The 23140-nt window shown below is 66.0% G+C and carries 22 protein-coding genes; 11 read left to right on the top strand and 11 right to left on the bottom strand.

Features of this window, described 5'->3' with window-relative positions; all coding sequences use genetic code 11:
• Positions 1–93: 93 nt before the first annotated feature.
• Positions 94–288: a hypothetical protein gene (locus ACIQU3_RS19290; RefSeq protein WP_168104060.1), complete on the bottom strand. Its 195-nt coding sequence runs from the start codon at positions 286–288 to the stop codon at positions 94–96.
• A gap of 328 nt (positions 289–616) precedes the next feature.
• Between ACIQU3_RS19290 and ACIQU3_RS19295 the strand changes: the two genes are divergently transcribed.
• The 5 genes from ACIQU3_RS19295 (at position 617) to ACIQU3_RS19315 (ending at position 6418) form a co-directional block, all read left to right on the top strand.
• Positions 617–2134, top strand: coding sequence for a helix-turn-helix domain-containing protein (locus tag ACIQU3_RS19295; RefSeq protein ID WP_403926580.1), 1518 nt, complete (start codon positions 617–619; stop codon positions 2132–2134).
• Positions 2131–2859 carry an HAD family hydrolase gene (locus tag ACIQU3_RS19300; RefSeq protein WP_403926583.1) on the top strand — a complete coding sequence of 243 codons (729 nt, stop codon included), beginning with the start codon at positions 2131–2133 and terminating at the stop codon, positions 2857–2859. Before ACIQU3_RS19295 ends, ACIQU3_RS19300 begins: the two co-directional genes overlap by 4 nt.
• A 347-nt stretch (positions 2860–3206) precedes the next feature.
• Positions 3207–4445, top strand: coding sequence for an XRE family transcriptional regulator (locus ACIQU3_RS19305; RefSeq protein ID WP_403926586.1), 1239 nt, complete (start codon positions 3207–3209; stop codon positions 4443–4445).
• Positions 4442–5317, top strand: a complete 876-nt coding sequence (locus ACIQU3_RS19310) for a phosphotransferase family protein (RefSeq protein ID WP_403926589.1) — start codon at positions 4442–4444, stop codon at positions 5315–5317. The genes ACIQU3_RS19305 and ACIQU3_RS19310 overlap by 4 nt, the downstream gene beginning before the upstream one ends.
• 276 nt (positions 5318–5593) lie before the next feature.
• Positions 5594–6418, top strand: a complete 825-nt coding sequence (locus ACIQU3_RS19315) for an RNA methyltransferase (RefSeq protein WP_398733388.1) — start codon at positions 5594–5596, stop codon at positions 6416–6418.
• Between the two features lie 10 nt (positions 6419–6428).
• Here ACIQU3_RS19315 and ACIQU3_RS19320 read toward each other — a convergent pair whose 3' ends face one another.
• From ACIQU3_RS19320 to ACIQU3_RS19365, 10 genes are all read right to left on the bottom strand, one after another.
• Entirely contained in the window at positions 6429–7430 is a 1002-nt protein-coding gene (locus ACIQU3_RS19320; protein WP_393720543.1) for a glycosyltransferase, read from the bottom strand.
• Positions 7427–8326, bottom strand: coding sequence for a glycosyltransferase family 2 protein (locus tag ACIQU3_RS19325; RefSeq protein WP_403926593.1), 900 nt, complete (start codon positions 8324–8326; stop codon positions 7427–7429). Before ACIQU3_RS19325 ends, ACIQU3_RS19320 begins: the two co-directional genes overlap by 4 nt.
• Positions 8323–9078 (bottom strand): HAD family hydrolase, encoded by a 756-nt coding sequence (locus tag ACIQU3_RS19330; RefSeq protein WP_403926597.1) that lies wholly within the window; start codon positions 9076–9078, stop codon positions 8323–8325. The genes ACIQU3_RS19325 and ACIQU3_RS19330 overlap by 4 nt, the downstream gene beginning before the upstream one ends.
• Entirely contained in the window at positions 9075–10097 is a 1023-nt protein-coding gene (locus ACIQU3_RS19335) for an NAD-dependent epimerase/dehydratase family protein (RefSeq protein ID WP_403926600.1), read from the bottom strand. Before ACIQU3_RS19335 ends, ACIQU3_RS19330 begins: the two co-directional genes overlap by 4 nt.
• A 109-nt stretch (positions 10098–10206) precedes the next feature.
• Positions 10207–11418, bottom strand: coding sequence for a polysaccharide pyruvyl transferase family protein (locus ACIQU3_RS19340; protein WP_403926603.1), 1212 nt, complete (start codon positions 11416–11418; stop codon positions 10207–10209).
• A 17-nt stretch (positions 11419–11435) separates the two neighbouring features.
• Positions 11436–12491, bottom strand: a complete 1056-nt coding sequence (locus tag ACIQU3_RS19345; protein WP_403926605.1) for a glycosyltransferase — start codon at positions 12489–12491, stop codon at positions 11436–11438.
• Entirely contained in the window at positions 12488–13531 is a 1044-nt protein-coding gene (locus ACIQU3_RS19350; protein WP_403926608.1) for a glycosyltransferase family 2 protein, read from the bottom strand. The genes ACIQU3_RS19345 and ACIQU3_RS19350 overlap by 4 nt, the downstream gene beginning before the upstream one ends.
• Positions 13528–14226, bottom strand: coding sequence for a phytanoyl-CoA dioxygenase family protein (locus ACIQU3_RS19355; protein WP_403926611.1), 699 nt, complete (start codon positions 14224–14226; stop codon positions 13528–13530). The genes ACIQU3_RS19350 and ACIQU3_RS19355 overlap by 4 nt, the downstream gene beginning before the upstream one ends.
• The gene (locus ACIQU3_RS19360) at positions 14223–15224 is read right to left on the bottom strand and encodes a UDP-glucuronic acid decarboxylase family protein (protein ID WP_403926614.1); all 1002 of its coding nucleotides are present in this window, start codon (positions 15222–15224) and stop codon (positions 14223–14225) included. Before ACIQU3_RS19360 ends, ACIQU3_RS19355 begins: the two co-directional genes overlap by 4 nt.
• Before the next feature lie 986 nt (positions 15225–16210).
• Positions 16211–16876 (bottom strand): YdcF family protein, encoded by a 666-nt coding sequence (locus ACIQU3_RS19365; protein WP_403926617.1) that lies wholly within the window; start codon positions 16874–16876, stop codon positions 16211–16213.
• Between the two features lie 202 nt (positions 16877–17078).
• On the opposite strand from ACIQU3_RS19365, the gene ACIQU3_RS19370 reads away from it, so the two are divergent.
• The 6 genes from ACIQU3_RS19370 (at position 17079) to ACIQU3_RS19395 (ending at position 22857) form a co-directional block, all read left to right on the top strand.
• Positions 17079–18281, top strand: a complete 1203-nt coding sequence (locus ACIQU3_RS19370; protein WP_206320795.1) for a helix-turn-helix transcriptional regulator — start codon at positions 17079–17081, stop codon at positions 18279–18281.
• A gap of 556 nt (positions 18282–18837) precedes the next feature.
• Positions 18838–19356, top strand: a complete 519-nt coding sequence (locus ACIQU3_RS19375; protein ID WP_168104044.1) for a helix-turn-helix domain-containing protein — start codon at positions 18838–18840, stop codon at positions 19354–19356.
• A gap of 513 nt (positions 19357–19869) precedes the next feature.
• On the top strand, positions 19870–20058 hold the full coding sequence (locus ACIQU3_RS19380) for a hypothetical protein (RefSeq protein WP_168104004.1): 189 nt from the start codon (positions 19870–19872) through the stop codon (positions 20056–20058).
• An 8-nt stretch (positions 20059–20066) separates the two neighbouring features.
• Positions 20067–21257 carry a JmjC domain-containing protein gene (locus ACIQU3_RS19385; RefSeq protein WP_403926622.1) on the top strand — a complete coding sequence of 397 codons (1191 nt, stop codon included), beginning with the start codon at positions 20067–20069 and terminating at the stop codon, positions 21255–21257.
• Positions 21191–22024 (top strand): aldo/keto reductase, encoded by an 834-nt coding sequence (locus ACIQU3_RS19390; RefSeq protein ID WP_403926625.1) that lies wholly within the window; start codon positions 21191–21193, stop codon positions 22022–22024. Before ACIQU3_RS19385 ends, ACIQU3_RS19390 begins: the two co-directional genes overlap by 67 nt.
• Positions 22024–22857, top strand: a complete 834-nt coding sequence (locus ACIQU3_RS19395; RefSeq protein ID WP_403926628.1) for an aminoglycoside phosphotransferase — start codon at positions 22024–22026, stop codon at positions 22855–22857. Before ACIQU3_RS19390 ends, ACIQU3_RS19395 begins: the two co-directional genes overlap by 1 nt.
• Positions 22858–23140: the final 283 nt, after the last annotated feature.

Consider the following 23140-nt stretch of genomic DNA (forward strand, 5'->3'; position numbering starts at 1 on the left):
GGGCCTCAGGGGAATTGTGGGGAATGGGCCGCAAAATGTAGGGGCGTCAACCAACTCGGCGGGGTGGGGCGCCCGGCTGTGACACGAGTCGCCCTAAAAGCGAATCTGACCGATCATGTCTGCAATGCCGGTAACGAACCGGTTGATACTCGGAGCCATCGACGTGCTCGCCAGGAAGAATCCGAACAGACTGCACACGATGGCATGCGCCGCATTCAGGCCGCTCTTCTTGACGAAGATGAAGACGAGGATGCCCAGGAGCACAACGGCGGAGATGCTAACGGCCACTGTGCACCATCCAGTGGCCCGGTGCTCCCGCCCGATGAGGCACATGAAATGTGCCCTGCGGGGAGAGGAACAGGCCGCAGGTCAACCTTGTTCGTGGTGCGGAGGACAAAGTGGACTCCGTTGAGGATCAGCGACTGGTTCGCGTTAGCGCGACGAGCCGATGGGCCGATGATCAGTTTTCGGCCCGCTCTGCGCGCCGCGCTCCGGGGCTCCCAACACTGGCGGCAAAACGTCCCGCGCACACATTCCGCAGGTGATATCACTTGTGTGATTCCAGCTCACCAGGAGTAGTTGGGGTTCCGCGGGCTCACTTGTGGGGAGGCATGACGTGCATCAGCAGCCGATGCGGAGCTGTGACCGGTGCGGTGGCCAACTGAGCAGCTACAACACCGACACGCTGTGCTTCGCCTGTGCTCGATCCCGCGTCCTCGAACAACACACCCCTATCGTGCCGGACTATGTTTGGTCCGACCCGGATGTCCATACTGCGCTCGCCGCATGGGACTTCGGCCAGGCCAGTCGCCTGATCCGACTGCGCGGTTCGCTCCGGCAAGGGGACATGGCTCAGCTCACCGGTCTGAGTCAGGCATTCCTGTCCATGCTGGAGGCGGGCAGTCGGCGCCTCACCAACATCGACAAGATTGTCGAGTTCCTGACGGGCCTGGGCGTGCCCACCGAACTCGTCCCGCTCCCCGTCCCTCAGGCCAGGGCAAACGTGCCGCAACCAATTTCGGACCCGTTCGCTGGCGACGCGGACCCGACCCTGCCCTGGACCGCAGCCCGTATGGTGGCAGCACTGGACTCTGCGGTAGGAGGCAGCACGATGGACCGTCGGCAGTTCCTCACCGCAAGCGGCATAGCGCTGACCGCCTTCGTGAACCAGTGGGACATAGCCGAGGCCGAGCCCCTACGTCGCGCGGCCGGGGGAAGCCGCCTCTCGCGCAGTCTGCTCGATGGGCTCCAGCGCACGACGGACAGCCTTCGGAGCATGGATGCAAGCGACGGCAGCGGAACCCTCACAGCGCTGGGTGACAAGCACTTGCGGTTCCTCACGCACCTCGTGGAACACACGTCGTACGACGAAACGACGGGACGGCAGCTCGCAGCCGTCATCGCCGACACTGCTACGCAGACTGGCTGGTTCGTCTTCGACTCCGGCCAGCGTGACCGGACGCTGGGGTATCTGTACGCCGGGCTCCGTGCTGCCAAGGCATCGGGAGATGCCCGACTCGGTGCCGGCGCGTTGTCCTACATCGCAATCCACGGCTATTCCACCGGAGCGCCGCACCACGCCGTCACCGCAGCACACCGGGCACGTGAGAAGGTCAAGAAGCTCGGCACTCCCGCGCTCGAAGCCATGCTGCTCACCCGACAGGCACGCGGACACGCGAAACTCGGCGAGCGACAAGCGGCCCTCGCCGCACTCGGAAGAGCAGCCGAACTCTGCGCAAAAGGGCGCTCAGAACGCGATCCTCAGTGGCTGTACTGGATCAACGAGGGCGAGATTCATGGACAGGCCGGCAGCTGTTACCTCGATTTGGGCGACCCAGGCAACGCTGTCTCGAGCTTCACCAAGGCGCGTCAAGCTCTCAACCCGACCGACCATCGCACCAAGGCCCTGTTCCTCTCCCGTGCTGCTACCGCCCACATCGACCAAGGGGACCTCGAAGCTGGATGCGCCGCGGCGCACGAAGCCCTCGATCTCGCCGAACAGCTCGAGTCTGCTCGCCTGAACGATCATGTGCAGGTCATGCTTCGCCGGCTCCAACCGGTGATCCACACCCCGTACGCTCAGGAGGTACTGGAACGAGCCGCCACCGTGACGGGAGCAGGAGGCCGAAATTGAGCGAGACCCAGCGGGTCCTCGTATTGTGGGACATCGACCGCACTCTGCTGTACGTCGGCGACATCGACCGTCAGGTCTACCGCGAGACCTTCGCCGAGGTCGTTGGGCGCCCTGCGGAGCAGCTACCGGCCCGGGGTACTGGCGTAACCATGCCCCTCGCGATCCGGTCCCTGCTTCTCGACAACGGCGTCCCGGAACGCGAAGTCCCTGAGTTGCTCCCTCGCATGGTGGAGCTCCTGCCACAGCGTCTCGCAGCACATGCGGAGGACCTACGTGAGCAAGGAGTCCTCATGCCCGGTGCCGTGCCTGCCCTGAAAGCGGTGCACGCACAGGCGAACCTCGTACCGACGGTTGTTACAGGGAATCTCCGGCCCAACGCACTGTTGAAGCTCGAGGCGTTCCACCTCGATGGGTTCCTCGACACGGAGATCGGCGGATACTCCTCTGACGATGCGCACCGTCCGGCGCTCGTCGCCGTCGCCCAGAAACGCGCTCAGGCGAAGCACGGGGCGGCCTTCACCCGCTCCAACACCGTCATCATCGGGGACTCCCTCGAGGACGTCCGCACTGGCCTTGAAGGCGGTGCACCGGTAATCGGAATCGCGTCCGGCAAGACCACCTCTAGCCAACTAGCGTCGGCGGGAGCCGAGGTGGTACTCGACAGCCTCGAAGACGTTTCTCAGCTCCTGAGCGTGATCACCGCAGTCACCGTCTACCACGAGTGACAGCGGCTCGCCGGCAGTACGTCTCAGCTGCCCGTATCACACGAGTGATAGGAGCATTTGAGTGCCCCGACGTACGCTGTCGCGCGCAGACGAGAAACGGGGGCGCGATGCGGAAGCACGCTCGCGTATGCGCGGACTGCGGATGTCGGCTGAGCCAATACAACCAAGACGACCGATGTGCAGCGTGCGCACGCGACAGGCGATTCGATGTCCACCCTGGGCCTCGCGTGCCAGACGCTGTCTGGCACGACGTCGAAGTCCAAGCCGCCATTGCCGCATGGGACTTTGGTCGGGCAAGTCGCCTCATCCGCACACGGGCGAGCCTACGTCAAGACGACATGGCTCACATGACCGGGCTGAGCCAAGGATTCCTGTCAATGCTGGAAGCGGGAACCCGTCGCTTAACGAACCTGGACAAGGTCGCCAAGTTCTTGAGTGGCATTGAAACACCTCACGCCCTGCTTCCCCCTCCGTTCCGTGAACACGACGCGCATTCCACGTCGGCGCCGTCTTCACCGCCAGGGCCAGTTACTCACAAGATTGATCCTTTGAGTACAGGACGTACGGTCGGCCTGCACGACCTGGCTGCACAGGCTGCCGCACAATCGCTGCAGTTCACCGAAGAGATCACCAAGAGCAACGTGAGTGATGTGGAACTCGAGGAACTGGAGTCCAGGATCGCGAGAATCGCGACCGACTACGTCCACGCTCCGCTATATCCCCTCTTCAGGGATCTCCTGTCCACGAGAGATCAGATCTTCTCGTTGTTGAGTGGCCATCAGCCGCCGCGCCAGACCCGCGAATTGTTCCTCCTCGGCGGCACCAGTTGCCTGCTCCTCGCACACGCCTCACAGAACCTTGGTGACCAGGATTCTGCAGTGGCCCAACTCCAGACGGCCTGGACATTCGCAGAGCACGCCGGCCACACCGATCTGCGTGCTTGGGTGAAGGGAACAGCGGCACTGATCGCCGAATGGTCGACTCACCAGCGCACAGCCCTCGACTACACAAAGCAAGCGACCGGACTGGCGCCCAGCGGCGAGACGCGGATCAGGACGGCCGCGATCGAAGCCAGGGCTGCCGCACGCATCGGCGATCGCAGCACAGCACTGGCCGCGCTCGAAGAACTGCAGCGTGCACGCGATCAACGAACAGCCTCAGACGGCCTCACGCGATTCGGCGGGCTGCTCACGTTCCCAGAGGCCAAGCAGGAGTACTACATCGGCGGCACCTACGCGCTGCTCGGTGACCACCACGAGGCCGAGAAGCACGCTACCGCAGCGATCGAACTGTATGAGGGGGGTCCGAGGGAACAACGGTCGTACGGTGATGAGGCCCTGGCGCGCCTCGACATCGTCACCGCACGCATTGCCGCAGGGGAGATCGAGGGAGCTGGCGAGCAGCTCCAGCCCATCCTCGAACTCCCCGAGAACAGGCGGATCCGGCAGATCGGCGACGCTATGCAGGGAGTGGCTAGGCTTCTAGAAGACCCGCGGCTCGCCCGCAGCCGGATTGCCGGCGAGCTTGCAGACGCGACACGCGGCTATCAGGCGATCGACACCCGAACGAAGGCCCTCACCTCATGACAACGACGGTCTCTCCCGAGTCCGCCGCCCGCGCTGCCTGCCGGCTTTCAGGATTGGACGGCCGGTCTCTCACCCCGCTTCATAACCACGCCACGTCGGTGTTCCTGCTGCCGGATGAAGGCATCGTGGTCCGGGTGAGCTCAGCTACGCAGCGGCAGCGCCTCGAAACTGCCGTTTCTCTGACACGCTGGCTCCTCGCGCGCGGCTTCCCCGCGACAGAACCAGCGGATGTCTCTCAGCCAGTAGCGGAGAGCTCGTACGTCATCACGTTCTGGCGGCACTATCCGCAGCCAGCATCGAGCACCCCGCCGGCCGGGCACCTGGGGAGCCTGCTGCGATCCCTGCATGATCTGCCGTCCCCACCTCTCGAGCTGCCGGAGTACGAGCCACTCGCCTCTCTCAAGGTTGCGCTGGACGCCAGCACCCACCTGACGTCATCTCAGCGTGAATGGCTCACCGCACGCCGAGGTGAGCTCCTGGAGTCCTACAGGGATCTGGAATTTCCTCTCGGGTACGGTCATCTCCACGCCGACGCGTATCCAGGCAACACGTTGTGGGACGGCCAAGAGGTCAGGCTCGGTGACTGGGACGAGGCATCATTCGGTCCACGCGAGATCGACCTGGCGAACACATTCCAAGGCATCCGCTTCGGTCGTAGCACTGAGGAGCTGGACGAATTCAGCCTTCGGTACGGCTATGACATCAGGGGGTGGCCTGGCCTTCGGGTCCTCTGCGGAATCCGTGACCTACACACACTCGGTTCCTTCATTCGGCGTGCGGACCGTGGCGACGAAGCGGCTGGCAAGCAGCTTGGCTACCGCATTGAAACGCTCAGGAACGAAGACGGTCAGGCCCAGTGGAGCGCAGCTTGATCGCCACTCCTACGGTTTCGGGCCGTTCTCCGGTTCGAGAGGCGCAGCGCTCCGCCGAAGGAGTTCGACCACATCGCCTGGGCGCGAGCGGCCCCCTTTCGAAAACTGGCCGGCCCTCACCTCCGCGCACATCGCGACCGAGCCCATGATGTAACGAGTCGGGCACACATGGTCACCTCTGCGGGGCGTGTAACCTGCTGGTTGCCCGGTGTCGTGGTTCACCGAGGGACGGCCGGGCTAGCAAATGATCATCTTTGGCTTGGAGGACGGGTAGCAGTGCAGCGGATCACGACCCGCAATGCCCGTTTCCAGCAGCTGCAGACGCTGCTCAACAACCGCACCAAGCGAGGGCGTGCCAAGGAGTTCCTGGTCCAGGGCGTACGTCCGATCACGATGGCCGTGGAGCACGGCTGGACCATTCGTTCCCTGCTCTACGACGCCAGCCGCCCGCTCTCCCGATGGGCTGAGGATCTGCTTCGCGGTATCGGTGCCGAGCGCGTAGCGATGGCACCGCAGCTGCTCGCCGAGCTCAGCGAGAAGGCCGACGGGGCTGCGGAGGTCCTAGCGGTGGTCGAGATGGCGCCGGACAGTCTGTCGCGGATCAAAATCCACGACGACTTTCTCGGTCTGGTCTTCGACCGGCCGACGCAGCCCGGCAACATCGGAAGCATCGTGCGGTCGGCCGACGCGTTCGGTGCCGACGGGCTCATCGTGACCGGACACGCTGCGGATCCGTACGACCCCAAGTCGGTGCGTGCCTCCACGGGGTCGTTCTTCGCCGTGCCCGTGGTGCGCAGCCAGTCGCACCACGAGGTCATGGAGTGGCTGGAGAAGGAGCGCACTCAGGGGCGGCCGGTGGCCGTAGTCGGCACGGACGAGAACGGTGACGCCGAAGTCTCGGAATTCGACCTGACCCAGCCGGTCCTGCTGCTGATCGGCAATGAGACCGCGGGCCTCAGTGCGGCCTGGCGTGAGCTCTGCGACCACGTGATCAGCATTCCGATGACGGGCTCGGCCAGCTCCCTGAACGCGTCGAACGCCGCCTCCGTCGTTCTCTACGAGGCGCGCCGTCAGCGTCTCGCGAGGCAGCGCTCGGCGTGATCTGCCGAGGTCAGGTCCAGATCTCGCCGCTGACCGCTCTCTTGTAGACCGCGAGGTACTGGCGCGCGATGGTGTGGTGGCCCCATCGGTTGACCGCCGTTTCGCGTACGGCCTGGGCCGTGGGCAGTGATGCCAGCACCCGCTTGGCGTCTCCGAGGGTGATCTCCTGCCCGACCGGTAGTACCGTGCCGACGCCGGGGACGATCTCAGGCAGGCAACCGTTGTCGCTGGCTATCACCGGGGTGCCGCTGGCTGCGGCCTCCGAGACCACGGTGGCGCCAGGCTCGATCCATCGTCCGCCAAACGGGCCTCCCCAGGGTTGGGACAGCACGAGTTGTGCCCGGGCGCGTGCGATGAGTCGGGTACGGGTGCCGCCGCCGACTTCGCCTACGTAGCGGACGGTGTGCGGGAAGTCGGCCAGCAAGGCGTCCAGGTATTCCTTCTCCCAGGCTGGTCCGGCAACGGTCAGCGGCAGGCCGGCGGCGTGTGCGAATGCCGCCGCCTCGCGTACGCCCTTGTGTGCGGAGACCCGGCCCAAGAAGAGCAGGTAGTCGTCCTTCGCCTCCTGGAATGGATATCGCGAGGGATTGACCGGTAGCCGGATCACCGGGGCGGACACGGACCCCGCGGCGGTGCGTTGTGCGCAGGAGAGGTAGATGCCGTTGATCTGACGCTCCGGCACGCCGTTGAGGTGGTGCGTGCTCACGGTTGGCCTTAGCACGTCCGGTGGAAGCGCGGCAGCGTTTGAGTGGTCGTGGACGATGTCCGGGCCGAACGCCTCGATGGCGGCGTGGATCTCGGCTGTCTCAACCGCGGCGGACACCGTGACTCCCGCCTGGACGGGGCTTCCAGGGGCTCCGAGGAGCAGGATCTGGCACCCGGCCTCCAGCAGTCCGTCCATGAGCGTGGCTACGACCCACTGGATACCGCCGTAGCCCTGGGGCGGCACAGTGATCCACTGACTGGGGTCGGCCCCGTACCGATACGGCGGAATGACCATGGCCACCTTCATCGGTCACCCTTGGTCTCGACATCGGCGGCGCCGGTCGGGCTCTGGGCCATGGCCTCCCGGAGGACTCCGAGGAGGACGCTCGCGGTGTAGAGCAGAGCGAGGGCAGCTCGCACTGGACGGGGGCCGTCCCCCGACCAGTTACGGTTCCATTCCTTCCCGATGCCTCGCCGCGCATCGTTGCGCCGTGCTTCGCTGCGCCCCTGCCAGAAGGCGCGGCGCAGCAAGTAGGACAGGGTCAGCCGGTGGGCGGGGATGAGGTGTTCGACCTCGGCGTCATGCAGGACCGTCGCGGTGGCGCCGCGCGCGGTCATCTCCCGTACGAAGGTGGTGTCCTCGGCCGAGTTGAGGGAGCCGCCGATCCGGCCGAGGCGTTCGTCGAAGCCGACTCCGAGCAAGCGGGCCTGCTCGGAGTCGATGGCGAAGCTGCCGCCCCAGATCGACGCCGGCCGGGCAGGAGCATGGGATCCGAGGTAGTGCAGCTGGCCAGAGGTGAGGAACCACGGACAGTGGTGCCCCTGAAGATGGGCGCTGATCCTCGTCCCGGTGACATGCGCACCGGCGGTCAGCGCGGCCCGTATCTGCGTCAGCGCCTCAACGGTGGGGACTATGTCGTCGTCGAGGAAGACGAGGTGCCGTGTCGTGGCCTCCTTCATGGCCTTGTTGCGGCTGTAGGCGAGTCCCTGGTTCCCCTCATTGCAGATGACGCGGATGCGTGAGAGAGGCAGCGAGGAGCTCGAGGGCAGTGCGGGAAGGTGGATGGCGGGCATATCCGCGATGATCAGCAGGCGGTCTCGGGGGCCGATCGCCGCGGCGGTACGAGCGACGGCTCCCGGCAGGAGATCAGGGCGGTTGCTGCAGATGGCGATGGTGAGGGGCAGGTGGGCGCCGGGAGTCACAGGCGCACCTCCTGGCTCGGTCGTGGGCAGCTCTCTTCGCGGCCGATTGCCCGGAGAACATCGGCCAGGTCTCCGAGGGCGGTGAGGGCCCAGTGCCTCGCGCCTCCCTCGGTTGTGTGGTCACGATCGGCTTTCAGCTCGCGGTAGGCGGTCACGATCTCGGGATCGACTCCAGCAGGAGCGTTCCATCCGCTGTCGACGTTGACGATCGCTGCGGAGCAGCCGAGAGCTAGGGCCGGAGCAGCGTCGTGGTCGGTCCGGTCGCCGACGACCATGGTGTTTTCCGGCTTCCAGCTCAGCCGCTCCAAGGCCCACTTGAAGAGGCGGGGGTCGGGTTTGGCGTAGCCGACGAGGGAGTCGAGGGCGACGAGTTGGACCTGGTCCTCGACGCCGAGGGTACGCAGGGCGGCGAGGCATTCCGGGGGCTGGTTGGCGACGATGCACACGTCGTACTCCCCGGCAAGTTGGCCGAGCGCGTCGACGGCTCCAGGAATGGGCTGGACGAGCGAGGTCCAGCGTTCGCGGACGCTCTGCCAGCTTTTCGTGCCGTTGGGTGGGAAGAGGCTGGGAGGCGGTGATCCGGGCGTGCGGTCCTGGTAGAAGTCCCGCATCGCCTGGAGGAAGGCTTTCATGGTGAGGGTTGGATCGTCCGCGCGCGTGAGTTCCCAGACGCTCTGGATCCAGGCGAGGTCGAAGGGCTCGTCGTAGTAGAGGATGCCGCCGACGTCGATGGCCAGGGTGCGGCCCGTCACGACGTGACCGCCCGTCCGGCGGCCCAGGTGAACCACTCGGGCTTGTCCTCGGTGTCGTTCTCGATGCTGAGGGAGGTCACGGGTTCTACGGGGCCGTGCTTACGGGCCCAGGCCGCGGTGCGTCGCAGACCTTCGGCGAGCGGGGTGTCGGCCCAGTCGCCGAGCGTCCTACGGGCGAGGCCGTTGTCGGTGTACGCGGCGTGAACCTCGGCGCGGGCTGCCAAGTGCTTGATCGGGTGGTCGGGTACGCCCATGGCGGTGCGCACGGCGAGCGCCATGTCCAGCACGGTGCTGGTATGCGAGGAACCGACATTGAGGACCTGGCCCCAGGCGGCCGGCTGGTCGGCCGCGGCGAGGAAGGTGCCGACGATGTCCGGGGCGTAGGTGAAGGCGCGGATCTGGCTGCCGTCTCCGTACACACTGATCGGCTCGCCGCGCATGATCTGGTTGAGGAAGATGGCGACGGCGTTGCGGTACGGGTCGCCCATGTTCTGCCGCTCGCCGTAGACGTTGTGCATGCGCAGGGCGAAGTACGGCAGGCCCTGCAGCTTCATGGTGACGGCGAGTTCGCGCTCGACGGCGAGCTTCGCGTTGCCGTAGCTGTCGGCGGGGACGGGGCGCTCGTCCTCGCGCATGGGGACGTGTCCGTGACCGTACACGGCGACCGACGAGGCGAAGCCGAAGAACCTGACCTTGGCGGCGAGTGAGGCGTTGATCAGGTTGATGCTGCCGAGCAGGTTGACGGAGTAGTTGTGGTGTTTGACGGCGTGGCTGATGCCTTCGGCGGCGAAGGCGGCCAAGTGGTAGACACCGTCGAAGCGGTAAGAGGCGAAGAGTTCGGCGACCGTTGCCTGGTCGGCGACCGAGCCAACGAGGAGGGTCGCGCCGTCGGGTACGTTCTCGGTCTTGCCGCCGTCGAGGTTGTCCAGGACGACGACGTCGTCGCCGCGCTCGATCAAGGACGCGGCGAGGTGGGACCCGATGAAACCGGCGCCGCCGGTCACCAGATGCGTGGGCATGTCGTGTCTCCCATGGCGTGAGTGGGGTCCCGCTGCTGCCCCGGAGCGGGCCGCAGCGGGTCGTGCGAGATGCCGTGCGGGCAGGCGCCCGCCCTGTGCGACTTGTGGTTCAGGTTCCGAGGAGCTTGCTGATCTGAGCGAAGTCGCTGCGGGCGCGGTCCGTGATCAGCGGAAGCCGCTGCCGCAGGGTGGTGCGCAGTCCGGTCGCGTCGGTGTCGTTGACGAGCCGGTTGATGACGGTGGCGTCCTGGGCGAAAGTGCGGACGTCCGCGTGGATGCCGTCGACGTCGACCGTGTCGCCGTAGGTTTCGGCGAGCACCCCGTTGAACTTGTGCGAGTGGCCGATCGCGATGGCCGGGGTGCCGCCGGACAGTGCGCCGATCGCGGCGTGCAGGCGCTCGGACATGACGAGTTCGGCCTGTGACAGCACGCCCTTGTAGTCGGAGGCCGTCAGTGCGCCCGGCAGCGCCATGACCTCGGGCATGCCGGCGGCTTCGGAGATGCGGGCGGCGAGGATGCGGTCGTCGTTGTGCGGGCGGGAGTCGTGGCAGTGCGGGACGAGGACGACCGGCATCTTCCGGGTGCGGACGAGGGAGGTGGCCAGTCGCGTCAGCGCTGCCGCGTGCTGGGAATCCTCCAGGGTGCTGAAGCGGGTGATGCCCTGGCTGGGAGCGAGGCAGAGGTAGGGGTCTTCGGGGGCGAGCCCCAGCGGTCCGAGCACGGCAGAAATCCGCTCGCCGGTGGCTGCCGGCAGCAGGAAGGCGGGGTCGGAGGACAGCCGCACACGGTGCTCGGGAAGGCCGAGCTTGCCCACGAGATAGCCGAGGGAGACGCTCTCCCTGACGGTGAGGAGATGGCACCGGGCGGCGACCGTGAGCCACGCCGCGGCATCGGCCGGGTCGTCGAAGGGTCCGACGGACTGGCCGATCATGACCGTCGGGATGTCCCGCTGTTGCGCGGCGGTGAGGGCACGAAGGTACGGTGTGGAGACCCCGTAGTCCGAGGTGTGCAGGTCGCCCCCGGTGGCGATGACCAGGTCGGTTTCGGCGAGGAGCTGCTCGCGGCGTGCGGCCAGTTCGTCAGGGCTCTCCTGGGGGCGCATCTGCTGCCAGGAGCGGGAGACGACGAACGGATCGGCCACGCAACGGGTGCCGGCGGGGGCGAGGGCTTCCGCGTCGAGCACCGGGGTCTGGGTGAGGACGGTGACGTTGTTGCCTCCTTTGCTGCCTTCGGTGTTCAGCTGCTCGATGATGGAGCGGGCAAGGGCCTCGACGCCGCGGCTCTCACAGCTGGTGATGCCGGTGATCAGGACGTTGGGCACAGCACACCTTTCAGGGCTCATCGGGTGAACCGGATGAGTTCGGCCAGAACCGCGCGGTAGTTGAAGCGTTCGTGTACTCGGCGCTGGATGGGCGCCAGCCGCTCGCGGTACCGGATCGGCTCGCGGACCATCCGGGCGAGGCTCTCGGCGGGATCGTCGTCGAGCAGGAACAGCTCCACGTCGTCGCCGTAGAGTGCGGACAGGTAGCCCAGGTCCGGCCAGAGCGCGGGGATGCTGCCCGAAGCCAGGGTCTCGAACATGCGAGGGGTCAGGAGTTCCATCCGCGCGAGCAGCGGACGGGCCAGCACCGGCGTGATCGCCGCCTGGGACATGGTGGAGACCACGTGTCCGAACGGAACGGGTGGTGCCACCTCGACACGGTGATCCTGCATCCAGCCGGACACGTTGGCGGTGGCGGTCAGGTGGTCGGGGTGCGGGTCGCCGGTCCACCAGCGTCCGCACACGCGGATGCGTCGGATCGGCGGCCGGGCTGCGGCTGCGGCCCGGATGAGGCTGGTCATCTCGTTCCAGCGCCACCAGTTCGCGCCGACGTACTGCAGCTCGTACGGGAGCGCTTGCGGGGGCGGGAGGTCGCTCGCGAGCCGATGGATGTCCGGCATTCCGAAGTAGCTGAAGAACTCGGCTCCGTCGGGAAGGCGTTCGTTCAAGCGCGGTTGCAGGACCAGATCGCTGAGGTCGGCGTACAGCTTGTGCCAGGACTCGACGGTGTCCGCACCCGCGTTGTCGTCCACGCCGGCGGTGACGTACGGACCCCAGTGGCCGTCGGGATCCACGACGATCCGCCGCTGCCGCGGCACGGCCTCGCAGAGTTCACGCTGCTGGGTCGAGAGGAACTGCCTGCTCTCGAAGACGAGGACGAGGTGGGTCGCCCAGGTGAGGTCGTCCACCAGCGGCAGGTGGACGTTCACCGTGCCGTCCAGGCACGACAGTTGGCTGGAGACGCCGACTTCGCATCCCGCCGCTGAGGCGACCCGGGCGTACTCGGCGATCATGTGGCTGGAGCCCGCGTTCCAGTGGAAGACGCCAGCAAACAGAATCCGGGGTGCGGTCATCGTGCGCTCCTCGCCTGCGGACGACCGTGACTGTCCGTCCGCCCGCCGAGCTGGCGGTGGGCGCGGAGGCGTGCCCGCATCAACGGTGCGCGGCGCATGAGCCACAGCACGGCCTCGGCGGTCTCCCACGTCCCGCGCCACCAGGTGGTGACTCCGCCCACGCCACGCCCGCGCAGATCGTCCTTCAGCCACCGGGTCGCCAGCCGCAGCATGGGCAGTGGGTGCCAGTCGATGTCGGTGAGGAGGTAGTAGTAGCGGTTGCGGCGCATCTGGACGCGCCGGTAACTGCTACCGGTGGTTCCACCGCCGCCGTAGTGCTGAATCCCGAGGTTGAGCAGGAGGGCGACGCGCCAGCCGGCCCAGCGGGCGCGACGGCACAGGTCGGTCTCCTCGTAGTACGTATGAAAGACCTCGTCGAAGAGTCCGACGGTGCGGAGCAGTGCGGTGCGGACGAAGAAGGCAGCCCCCTGGACGTACGCGTGTTCCAGGGTGTTCGGCGCTCGTCCTTCGGGCGGGCCGGCGGGTGATGGGTGGTTCGGCCAGTCACCGGCGAAGGCGTGCTGCTCGCCCCAGCGTAGAGCGGTCTTTGACCAGTCGTTGTACGCGTCGAGGGCGATCCTGCTCGACTCGTCGTACTCGTACTGCATGGGGCCGACCACGCCGTAGTCGGTCCAGGTCTCCATGAACTCGGTCAGGTCGCGCAGCAGGGACTTCGGAGTCTGGGTGTCCGGGTTGATGAGGAAGACGTAGTCGGCGCCGTCGTCGAGCGCCGCACGCATGCCGATGTTGTTGGCGCGGGCGAAGCCGATGTTCCCTTCGTTCTGGATGATCCGCACCTGCGGGAAGCGGTCCTTCACGAAGGCGGTGCTGCCATCGTGGGAGTTGTTGTCGACATACCAGACCGCCAGGTCGATCCCGGGGATGTCGCTCTCCAGGAGTGAGGCCAAGCAGGGCTCCAGCCAGCGGCGCTCGTTGGTGCCAACCGTAATCGCCGCTACCCGCACGAGCGGCGTCTGTCCGGCGGAGTCGGGGCCGGTCACGGCAGCTCCAGGTCTGCGGGGGCGAACTCGACAACGATGCTGCGCCGGATGCGCGGGGAGGTGTTGCGGCGCGAGGCATGGGCGATGCGTACGTCGTGGACGGCTACGTCACCCGCTGCGAGCGAGACCGCGCGGACAGGGCCCTGCGCCTGGAGCGCTTCGGCGTCCTCGCCGTCGGGCTGGAGGTGCGAGCCGGGGACGAATTCCAGGCATCCGTTGCCCGGGTCGGAATCGTCGAGGAAGACGCTCAGGTTGCACACGGTGTGGGGCGGCACATCGGTCCGGTCGCGGTGCCAGGGCACGGGGGCGGCCACCTCGGGTAGCTTGATGATCATGGCGCAGGCGGTGGCGCGGACGGGGCCGCCAAGGATGGCGGCGGCCAGAAGGTGCAGGGGACTACCGTCGGTGTAGAAGCGTGCCGATGCCGGTGCGCCCTGGTCCTGCAGGTTGTGGATCCGGTAGAGGACGGCTGTATCGGTGCCGGCGGGTGTGAAGTACCAGTAGTCGGGCGACCGGAAGCCGTCATGGGTGAAGCGCCGGATCAGGCTGGCAGCCTCAATGCGGAGTGCCTCAAGCGCCACCCCAGTAACCTGCTGGGGAAGAGCGGTGTAGCCGTCCGTATGAAAGTCTCGGAGCGGCTCCTCGCCGAGTGGCGACGCTAAGGCGCCGGTCGGGCGCGGTGGATGCTGGGTCATCGTTCCCTCGCTACGGTGGGGGTGAGCTGCGTGGCGAACCAGTCGATGGTGCTGCTGAGGCCCTTGCGAAGGTCGGTCTCCGGCTTCCAGCCGCACTTCTCCCAGACCAAGGCGAGGTCGGGCCTGCGACGGCCCGGGTCGTCGACCGGGCGGTCGACGAACTTGATCGGAGACGAGGATCCGCAGAGTTCGCGGACCAGATGTGCGAGCTCCAGGACCGTGGTCTCGGCGGCGTTGCCCAGGTTCAGGGGGCCGGCGTGATGACCTGCGGCGACGGCGAGGATGCCACGGACGGTGTCGTCCACATAGCACAGCGAACGTGTCTGCGAGCCGTCGCCGGTGACGGTCAGCGGTTCGCCCGCCAACGCCTGGCGGATGAAGGTCGGTACCGCCCGCCCGTCCTCGGCACGCATCCGCGGCCCGAACGTGTTGAAGATCCGCACGATCGCGGCGTCGACGCCATGCTCTGTGCGGTAGGCGATGGTCGCCGCCTCGGCGAACCGCTTCGCCTCGTCGTACACGCTGCGCGGCCCGACCGGATTGACATTGCCCCAGTACGACTCGCGCTGCGGATGTTCAAGCGGGTCGCCGTACACCTCAGAGGTGGAGGCGAGTATGAAGCGGGCCTTCTTGCGCCGGGCCAGTTCCAGCGTGTTGAGCGTTCCCAGCGAGCCGACCTGGAGGGTCTCGATCGGCAGGCGCATGTAGTCCTGTGGGGAGGCCGGTGAAGCGAGGTGCAGCACTAGGTCAACAGCACCCGGTATCGAGAGCGGATCGGTGACGTCGTGAACCAGCAGCTCGAAACGGCCATCCGTCTGCCGATGCACGATGTTGTCCGCTGAGCCCGTAAGAAGGTTGTCAACGCACACCACGTCGACACCGCTGTCGAGCAGCAGATCGCACAAGTGGGAGCCGACGAATCCGCAACCTCCGGTGACGACGGCTCGGCGGAAAGGCGCTCGCCCCGCTAAATCCTGCCTCCTTGTGGAGGTATTCATAACACCTCTTTCTCGCAATTCGGATGAAACTTGGCATGGCTGTGCCCGCTCATGGTGCGATCAGGGTGTGGCGGGCCCAACCAGGTTCGGCACCGGCTGGTCTTCGCGAACGAATCGGGGGCCGTGCTGATCAGCCCCCAGACGACTCTGTCCCCTCGGGGAACGGTGTCCGGCCGCTCGTGGGTGAGCTCTGCGACCAGAATCCGTCCCGGCCGGTCTCCACCTGTTCGTCGTCCGGCATCCTCGGCCTGCTGCCGGCCGGGCCCTCTACCTGGCCGACACCATCTGCGTCAGCCGACCAGACGCCAAACTTCACGGCACGGATGCCCCATAGCCGCAGAGGCGTTGACGATCAGTTCGGTTGTGACCATGACTGTGTCGGCGATGACGACCGGGCTCAGCCCGTTTGTGAAACGGGCGCACACAAGGTGGCAGGCCGCCCGGTCGGCAGCAAAGCGCAGATGCGGGAGTGCTGTGCAACGAGGGCGTCTGTGTGGACTGCCCGGTGGTGGTCATCAAGGTCATCGTTTGGCTCTCGCCAAACGTGGTCCCCTGGCCCAGCACGGTGTCACCTCCGTCGGAGGCCGCCGTGGGATGCGGAGCCATGCTCGGTCGGCCCGCACTCCACGATGGGCGGCGAGTTGCGCCCTCGTTCGTGGGCGCTTATGAGAGTGCCGTCCGTGCCCGCCGCACTAGTACGGGTTCCGGACGCATTCCGTAAGACTGGTGACTGCGGCGGCGAACCGCACATTTCACGAGTGATATCACTGGAGTGATGCAGTGATCCGGCCATTTGAGATGCAACGGCTATCGCCTGCACGGACCGGCGCTCTGGGCAAAGTGTGCGCGCCTGAGCGCCAGCCCGCTTTCTGATGGTCTCCCGATTCGATGCCTCTCAAGGCCGCTGGATCACCTAAGCGATGCAACCGACGCGATGCGCGAAGCTCGCCACATAGGACGCGGTCTCAGAGGGGGAGGACCGGCGCTCAGGCTCGTTCCGCCTCTTCCGGCACGAGCCGACTCGTGAAGCCCTCGCTACGCAACCGTTCGAAAGCCGCCGCTACCTCGTCAGGAATCTCTTGCTCGATCATGAACCCTTGCCTTGGGTACACCATGAGCCGCTGCTGGGCCCCCACCAACATGTCGATGACGAGACGCGCGTCCTGGATCGAGTCGACGTACTCGGAGAGCGTCATAGGCGTGGAGGCGCTCACCCACTCGACATCCGACCAGAGCTTTCGCGCCGTTGCGTTGGCCCGTCGCTCCTCGTACGGCTTGCTGACCAATAGGACCGACGAGACGGGAACACGCTGTTCTTCGAGCAGGGCGCGGGAGAAGCGGATGTTCTCGCCTGTGTTCCTGGCCTTCGGCTCGACGATGATGGCGCTCGCAGGAACCCCCAGCTCCACCGCGCGGTCCCGGTAGTGTTCGGCTTCACCGCGGGGCATCCGCTCACGCGTGGTACGGCTGGTCGCTCCGGTGAAGACAATGAGTGGCGCCATGCCACGGTGGTACAAGTCTGCGGTGGTGTCGGCCACCCCCAGGTCGTGGCTCCCGAGTCCGATCGTCACGGAGCAAGGGCGCAGCTCGTGGCGCATCTGCTGGAAGTCCCACAGCCGCCGAGCATCCGCCCATGCCTGCGTTGAGATCACTTACCCTCGCCCTCCAATGTTCGCCAACGACTGCGCCCCGCCGCTGAAAACGTACAGCCCCGTCTCCGGGCATCACACGGAGATGGGCACCAGCCTACGTTCCGGATCACAGACGTCTTCAGGCGATGGCTCTCCTGTCCTACGCGCTCACACTGTGTGACACTCGATCGAGCAGGGTGAGGGGAGCGCGCCAATGCGGGGCATGACCGACCATCTTCCGTTCGGCAAGCGAGTCCGGTTCTACCGGAAACGCCGGGGCCTGAGCCAACGGCAGCTCGGCGATCTTCTGGGACGCTCTGAGGACTGGGTGTACCGGGTGGAGTCCGAACGCATCCCGGTGAACAACGTGAAGATGCTCGCAGACCTGGCGCACGCTCTGCGAGTGCACGTTGAGGATCTTCAGGGCACGCCAACACTCTTGGACGACCGCGGGCCGCACGCGGCCAGCATTCCGGCGATTCGAATCGCACTCATGCAGTCACGACGACTGGCGGGCTCGCTGTACGACGACCGTGAAACCGTGCGCCTTGAACGTCTCTCCTTCGCTGTCGAGGAAGCCTGGCGGCTCTACCAGAATTGCCAGTTCGCGCGCCTTGGAGCGTGCCTGCCTGGGCTATTGGCGGATGCCCGGCTGGCAACACAGGAGCGCACTTCTAGCACCGAACACGCCGAGTCACTACGGCTGTTCGCATTGGCCTGCCACGTCGCAGCGGTGCTTCTACGCAAGTTGGGCGAGACGAACCTGGCTTGGACCGCTGTAGACCAAGGCGACATGGCTGCCGCAGAGTCCGGGGACCCCGCCACAATGCTCGCCCTGCGGCGAGGTGTCGCACATGTCCAACTCGGCGCCAGCATGCCAGCAGAGGCCGTGAGCGTCACACTGGACGCGGCCGACGACCTCGAGCGCGGTTGGTGGCGCTCCACGCCGGCCTCCCTCTCGCTGTACGGGACCCTGTTCCTGAATGGGGCCGTCGCAGCCGCTCGGATGAGGAACCGTGCGCTGGCAGATCACATGATGGGTAAGGCCGACGAGGCAGCGCACCTCCTTGGAGGCGACTCCAACGAGATGTGGACGTCCTTCGGCCCCAGCAACGTAGAGATCCACCGGCTGGCGCTCGCCCTGGAGTTCGAGGACGTCCAACTGGCCGTGGACGTAGCACCCAGTGTCAGAGCGACAGGACTACCCATAGAACGACGAGGGCGGGCGCGACTGGATGTTGCCCGCGCGTACGCCGAGGCAGGGCGGACCGATGAGGCGATAGACCATCTCAAGCGTGCCTACCGGACAGCTCCCGAGCAGATCAAGGCCCACGAGTTTGCCCGGGACCTAGCGCGTCGTCTCCACAAGCGTTCCCGCCGCCGGGATGTCCAAGACCTGGCGGTGCGGCTCGGCGCCATCAAGTAGAGCCTCTTGCAAAGAGGTTCAAGGTCAGACCCGGAAGAATTTTCCGGGTCTGCCTCCCCGTCGGCTTCTACGGTCGTTGCGACCAAGCCACGCGTACGGGGAGGCATCGGAGTGCCCATGACCTACCGGCCGGACGATGGCGTCGGGTCCGACAGCAGTGGTAACGCGGTGGTGCTCCGCTGGAGTCGCCATCCGCGCTGCGTTGGTCTTGCGCGTCGTGAACTCCGCAAGGCGCTCGGCGAATGGGGCCTCTCAAGCATTGAGGACCCAGCAGTCCTCGTGCTCTCGGAGATCTTGACTAATGCGATACGGCATGGCCATTTGCGGAAAATCGGCGAGATCGAGACTCGGTATCTGCGAATCGGAAGTGGCTTACGGATCGAGGTGCATGATGGAATTCATGAATTTCGGCAGGCGATAACGGACGTCTCGGGTACCGTTCGAGATCTCCAGCGGAGGCTCATAGGTGCCTTGGCCGACCGGTGGAACAAATCTTTGGGTGCTGGGGTATCGACATGGGCAGAGTTTTACTACCCTTCGCGGGACGGCGCGACCCATGTCGACTGATGCTCGTGATGGCTATCTGCTCGCCTTAGCAGTTGACGAGGGCTCCCAGGAACTCCGGACGTCATTAGGTGTAGCGACAGTTGGGGCAGGGGCCCGGCAGGGCGGCATTTCGCCCTCGTCAAGAACTGACGCCGCTGGGCGCGAACGTCGGTGTCGATGGTGTCGACACCCCCTGAGCCGATATAACAGTGAACCGTACTGCAGTGCTTGCTCGCGGCATGTACCTACCACCCCTTCGCCGCCGCCCCGCGTGGCGCCAGAAGTTTGGAAGCGGGAAGACGTCCGGGAAGCTCTCTACGCCCGAGACTTTGGTCGAGTCTGTCACCTTGTGCGAATTGGAAGCTCTCTACGACAGAGTGATATGGCGGAGCTTACGGGCCTCAGTCAAGCCTTCCTGTCCATGCTGGAGTCAGGGGTGCGAAGACTTACCAACATCGACAAGATCGTCGAGTTGCTTAACGGTCTTGAGGTGCCAGTCGAACTAACTGGCCCCATGCTTCGATTGTAGAGATGACTTGATGGGTGTGGCGAGGTGAGCAGGAATATGTAAGGCGAGGAATTTTCTGAAAATTCTTCCACATGCAATGCATGCCGACGCGGCTTCTGGAAGGGGGGAGTTTTGGGTTCCTTTTCCTCAGTAGTCGTACTCTATGTCTTTCTCGATCCACCGCGATGCGCAACAGGTGACCCTGGATTACCCGGGTGATATCACGACTGTGATGTGCGAAGTCGCCCCACTGGAAGCAGGGTTATGGCCAGTGGATGAGCAGCCCACAAGTTCGGGCTGACGTCCAGGAACACATGGTTCCGGCAGTGCAGGCGCCTCAGCGCCGCATAACCGCGAGGCATCGTGCCGCCTACAAGCACCGCCCCCGCTCCACCCGAAACACCTCGGACACCCGGGGGCGGTTCCTGGCGTCTCCAGCGCCAGATTGCACCACCGCTCAGCGGCTGCATCCCCGCAGCCGCAGGATCCCTGGGCCACTCGCTGGCTGAGCGGCCCCGATGAGAGGAGAGCCGAGTGACCACGACCACGAAAGGCACGAAGGCCAAGGAAGGCGGCGGGACCAGCGTCAGCCTGATGGTCGCCGTCGAGCAGCTCGCCGTGGCCCACGACCGCAGCGAGGCGGAGCGGTCCGACATCACCAGCTCGCAGAACAGCGCGGGCGATGACGGCGACAACCGCGACCTGAACCTTCCCAAGGAGTAGGAGGCACCATGGAGCACCGGCTCGTCACTGGTATCGAGAAGGCGCTCGGCTGGGGCGGGCCGGGGCCCGTGGGCACCGCGTTCGCTCGCGGGCACCTCGCCGACCCGGACCTGATTACCCGCCTGATGACCCCGAACCGGCTGCTGGAAACCATCCGGCACCGCCACCTCGCCAACCCCCAGCTGCGCTGCTACGCGGCGGGAGACGAGGTACACCCCTCACTCTTCCTGTCCACCAACGTGAACCGACGCAGGCAGGCCGTCAGCCAGGCCGATATGGCGGCCCTCGGCCGCATCCTCAACGGCGGCGGAACCGTGGTCCTGGACCACGTCGACTTCTTCGATCCGACGCTGGAAGTCGCCTGCCGTGCCCTGGGCTGGTGGTCCGGTGAGCTCACCTCCGCCAACGCTTACCTGGCCGTCGGCGACACGGACGGTTTCAATCTCCACTGGGACGACCACGACGTGATCGCCGTCCAGCTCTCCGGCGAGAAGTCCTGGGAGGTCCGAGGCCCATCGCGGCCGGCACCCATGTACAGGGACGCCGAACGCAACCTGACCCCGTCGGAGGAGGTGCTCTGGAAGGGCACCATGCGGGCCGGTGACGTCATGCACATACCCCGCGGCTTCTGGCACACCGCGACGAGGATCGGTTCCGGCGACGACGGTCACTCCCTCCACGTAACCTTCGGCCTCACCAAGCGCACCGGCGTCACCTGGGCCAACTTCCTGTCCGACGCCGCACGCGCGGACGAAGACTTCCGTATGGACCTGGAGCGAAGCGACGGCACCGCCGACGGCGCCGTACTCGCCGCGAAACTGACCGACCTCGCCCGCGAGTACGACCCCAAGCGGTACCTCGCCGAACTACGGGCGAACACCCCGCCCGCTCGGCACATGCCCCACATCCCGGTGTTCGGCCCGCTCGAATACGTCGCGGCCGTCACCGAGTTCGAACCGGTCATCACACCCTCCGGCGACACGGTCCAAGTGGTCGGCGGCGGCAAGCGCCTCACCTTCCATGGCCGCGCAGAACCCGGCCTCCGCAGCCTCCTGTCCGGGCACCCGGTGCGCCTCTCCGACAACGACGAAGACCTCAACACGCTCGCCGAGCACCTGATCCAGGAGGGGCTGTGCGCACCGCTGACCGCCGAATCGCTCTCGGCCTATACCGGACTGGTCACACCCGGCACCTACTAGAGGGCGCACTGGAGCTGGGTGTCACGGACCTCGACACCGCGTTCAACTACCACCACTTTGCCTCGCACCGGACCCTCGCGGCGATCGCCGGCGACCTGCTCCCCGCCTTCACCATCTCCACGAAGGTCGGCTACTTCCCCGACGGCCACGACTTCGACCCGGCGCGGCTTCGCGCTGCGGTCGAGCAGTCGGCGAGGGAACTCGGCCGCACTCCGGACACGGTGCTTCTGCACAACCCCGAGTCCTCGGTTGAGGGCTTCGCCTGCGCGTGCACCGTGCTCCGGGAGATGCGCGACGCGGGACTCTGCAAGAACTGGGGGTTTTCTACCTGGGACCCGAGGCGTCTCCTCGAAGCCCACTGGGCCATCCCACGTCCCGACGTGGTGATGGTCCGCGCCGGCCTGACGGTCTCCGCCGCGATCCTCAACGCAGTGGACGAGCTCGTCGACCGTGCAGAGATCACCGAGCTGTGGGGCATGGCTCCCTTCGCGGGAAAAGCGGACGACTCGATATGGCAGACCGTGGACACCTCCACGTTTCTCCTCCCGGGCCAGCAGGGCGGAGCGCTGCAGACAGGCGTCGCCACAGCGTTCGCGATACCCAAAGTCACCCGACTCGCGGTCGGCACCTCCGTCGTCGAGCATCTCGCCGAAGCGGTCTGTGGCTCGCGACTTGAGGTCAGCACCGAAAGGGTGACGGAGTATCGGGCGCTGTTGCGTGAGAGGGCTACCGTGAGCGCAAGAGCCCTGTCCAGGAAGGACCGATAGTGCAAGCCACCTTGGATGACCTCTCGACCGTTGCGCTCGATGACGTCCTCGATGACGTCGAGCGGCGGCTCGGACGGCAGCTCAAGAGGGAGGATGGCCACTTCAGCAAGTACAACGGCACCGCCGGCTTCCGAACCGACGAAGCCACGTGGGTTCGGCTCGCCTGGCGACGCACGGTGGAGATCGACTCCCAGGCTTGGACCGGTTACGAGGCTGCAGCTGCCATCGAAGGCGTGCCTCGTCCCGACTGGTTGGCAGCAGCCGTCTGGACCGACCAGACACGCGGCGTGGTGTGGCGTGCGGACGAGATGACGCTCGTAGAAGACGGGGCTCTCTCCGCCACAGGCGACATCACCTCGGATCCCGGACTGCCGGAGCAGTGGTGGATGGACCTGAGGATCGCGCTTGCCAACCTCTCGGAACACTCCACAGACCGCGTGTCCATGGGCCAAGCCCACCTCACTCGGCGAATCCACGAGGTCTACGGGAAGGACATCGACACCACGATCGCCGACTGGGCCTGCGCCCACGGAGATCTCGGCTACGCCAACCTCTGCGGCCCTGGTCTGTCGATCATCGACTGGGAGAGCTGGGGTATGGGCCCAGTTGGATGGGACGCGGCCTGTCTGTGGTCCGCTTCCCTGACCGTGCCGGCGCTCGCAGAACGAGTACAGACCCTGTTCTCCGACGTCCTTTCGACTCGCAGCGGCAAGCTGTCCCGCCTGCTACTCTGCGCCAACGTCGAGCGCGCCTTCCGCCGGACAGGAAGGAAGGCACCGCTGACCGACACCATGGCTGAACTCGCTGCCTCGCTGATTGGCGAACTGCAATAGAGCACCAACGGGACTCGGTCTCACATGACCGTTCTGCTGATGAGCGGCCCTGCCCTTCGGCTCCCCCCGTGGCCGGAGGGCAGGGCTCCACCACGAGATTTGCCACGTTGGTCCGGCCGATCACACGTGCGATGGGGAAGCCAATGGTGCCCGTGGTTGACGCGCGCACCTCCCACCCGCACACGTGTGATCTTTATGTTCCCGCTGCCGGCGGCGGCTGAATTGTTGGCCCTCGTTGAGACTCCCTCATCTGGACCGAGGCGCGTCGGGCTGGTCGCCGTGC

The sequence above is a fragment of the Streptomyces sp. NPDC101110 genome (assembly GCF_044759525.1).
Classification (GTDB): domain Bacteria; phylum Actinomycetota; class Actinomycetes; order Streptomycetales; family Streptomycetaceae; genus Streptomyces.